The organism is Streptomyces milbemycinicus (genome assembly GCF_002154605.1).
In the GTDB taxonomy this organism is placed as follows: Bacteria; Actinomycetota; Actinomycetes; order Streptomycetales; family Streptomycetaceae; genus Streptomyces; species Streptomyces milbemycinicus.
Window position 1 is genome coordinate 1 of record NZ_MUNE01001034.1, and the last position, 2,279, is coordinate 2,279.

The window sequence follows — 2,279 nt, forward strand, 5'->3', positions numbered from 1 at the left end:
TGGTGGCGATCTGCAGATCGCGGCGCGGCACAAGGCCCTCCATCAGCCGGCCCAGAAGGTACTCGGCGCCGCCGTCCGCGTACACATCGGCGGTGTCCACGAGTGTCCCGCCCGCTTCCCAGAACGCCTTGAGCTGATCCGCGGCGTCGTGTTCTTCGGTGTCCCGCCCCCAGGTGAGCGTGCCGAGCCCGAGCCGGGATACGCGCAGGCCCGTGCGGCCGAGGTGCCTTAGCTCCATGAACGTTGAGATTACTGGCCGGAGATCGAACCGTGTCGGCCTGTGGATAACCCGGTCCTGACGTACCCGGACGCGGCGCGCTAGAGTCCGGGCAACAAGGACGTTACTGATCGGTAAGGGGTGCGGCATGAGGCTCGGAATCAACCTCGGCTACTGGGGCGCCGGGATGGACGCGGACAACCTCGCGGTCGCCCGGGAGGCCGACCGCCTCGGCTACGCGGTCTGCTGGGCCGCCGAGGCGTACGGCTCCGACGCCGCCACCGTGCTCAGCTGGGTGGCCGCACAGACCGAGCGCATCGACGTCGGGTCCGCCATCTTCCAGATCCCGGCCCGTACGCCCGCGATGACGGCGATGACGGCCGCGACCCTCGACTCGCTCTCCGGAGGCCGCTTCCGGCTCGGGCTCGGCGTCTCCGGGCCGCAGGTCTCCGAGGGCTGGTACGGCGTGCGGTTCGACAAGCCGCTGGCCCGCACCCGCGAGTATGTGGAGATCATCCGTAAGGCCATGTCGCGCGAGCGCCTGACGCATGAGGGCGAGAACTGGACCCTGCCGCTGCCCGGCGGCCCGGGCAAGCCCCTCAAGCTCACCGTGCACCCGGTGCGCGAGCGCATCCCGCTGTACATCGCGGCCATCGGCCCCAAGAACCTCGAGCAGACCGGTGAGATCGCCGACGGCGCGCTGCTCGTCTTCTTCTCGCCCGAGCACGCCGAGGCGACGACCCTGGGCGCGCTCCGCGCCGGCCGGGAGAAGGCGGGCAAGAGCATGGACGACTTCGACCTGGTGCCCACTGTCCCGATGGCGGTCGGCGAGGACATCGGCGCCCTCGCCGATGTCTTCCGCCCCTACACCGCGCTGTACGTGGGCGGCATGGGCAGCGCGAAGCAGAACTTCTACAACAAGCTGGCGCAGCGGATGGGGTACGAGAAGGAGGCCGCCGAGATCCAGGAGAAGTACCTGGCCGGCGACAAGGAGGGCGCGGCCGCGGCCATTCCGCGCGAGCTGATCGACTCCACCGCGCTGCTCGGCCCCGTCGAGCGCATCGCCGACCGTATGCAGGCGTACGCCGAGGCGGGGGTCACCACGCTGTCGCTGTCCCCTGCGGGCTTCACCCTCGAAGAGCGGATCGCGGGGCTCCGTACGGGCGTCGAGGCGCTGGAGCGAGCGGGGCTGGCCTAGGAGGAAGCACCCGGGACGTCCGGGAAGCCCTACGGCCGTGGTGGGGGCTCGGGGTGTCTTCCCCGCCACGGCCGTCACCCGGCACAACGCCTCGGCGCCCGCGCGGTTACGCGACCGCGCGGACGCCCGCGCGGTCCCTCGTCCGGCGGAGCCGGACGCCCCACCTGTTGCCGCCGCCGACGCACGGCATTTGACTTTTGCTGCGCGGAGGTCGTGCGACGCCGGGCACGGAGGTGGCGGAGATGCTGTCGGCGAAAAGGCTGTTCCAGGAGATCATCGACAACGATGAATCCTTCCGGCTCTTCTGCTCCATCGCCGCCAGTGGCGAGGCCCAGGGCGGCTGGGAGAACGGAAGGATCGCCGCCCTCGTCCCGGAGAGCCAGCGCGCCCTCGCCCCGAAGATCACCCGGCATGGTGCGGACGAGGACAAGCACGGCAGGATCTTCAACGCCCTGCTGCGCCGGCGCGGCCTCGAACCGGTCGAGGTCCCGAGCGAGACCGACTACACCATGCTGCTCGAAGCGCGCGGCATCGGCCTCGCCCACGACAAGCTGCGCCGTGACGAACCGCTGATCGAGCACGACATCATCACCTACCTCGTCCACAGCCGGGTCACCGAGCAGCGGGCCTCCGCCCAGATGGCGATGTTGTGCCGGTACTTCGGGGACGATCCGCTCGTCGGCCGCGCGGTCAGGATGATCTCGAACGACGAGGACAACCACCTCGCCTACTGCCATGAGGAACTGCTGCGCCTGGCCGCCGCCGGGCACGGCCGGACCATCCAACGGGCTCTCAAGGAGTGCGCACTCGTCGAAGCGCGGGTCCACCGCGACGTCAGCCTCGCCGTCATGGCCCATATGGGCC

General features: G+C 70.3%; 3 protein-coding genes. 2 read left to right on the top strand and 1 reads right to left on the bottom strand.

The genetic code is table 11. The features are described 5' to 3' along the window. Positions 1-238, bottom strand: a 238-nt coding sequence (locus CCN51_RS50660) for an aldo/keto reductase (protein ID WP_211303342.1), incomplete at its 3' end; no start/stop codon positions are given. 127 nt (positions 239-365) lie between these two features. Between CCN51_RS50660 and CCN51_RS50665 the strand changes: the two genes are divergently transcribed. Together CCN51_RS50665 and CCN51_RS50670 are read left to right on the top strand one after the other, a co-directional pair. After that, entirely contained in the window at positions 366-1,415 is a 1,050-nt protein-coding gene (locus CCN51_RS50665; protein ID WP_014181014.1) for an LLM class F420-dependent oxidoreductase, read from the top strand. Positions 1,416-1,657: 242 nt separating this feature from the next. Then, positions 1,658-2,279, top strand: a 622-nt coding sequence (locus tag CCN51_RS50670; RefSeq protein ID WP_086861190.1) for a hypothetical protein, incomplete at its 3' end; no start/stop codon positions are given.

Excerpts from the sequence above, each read along its gene's own strand:
- CCN51_RS50665 (WP_014181014.1), top strand. The coding sequence starts at position 366 with ATGAGGCTCGGAATCAACCTCGGCTACTGGGGCGCCGGGATGGACGCG.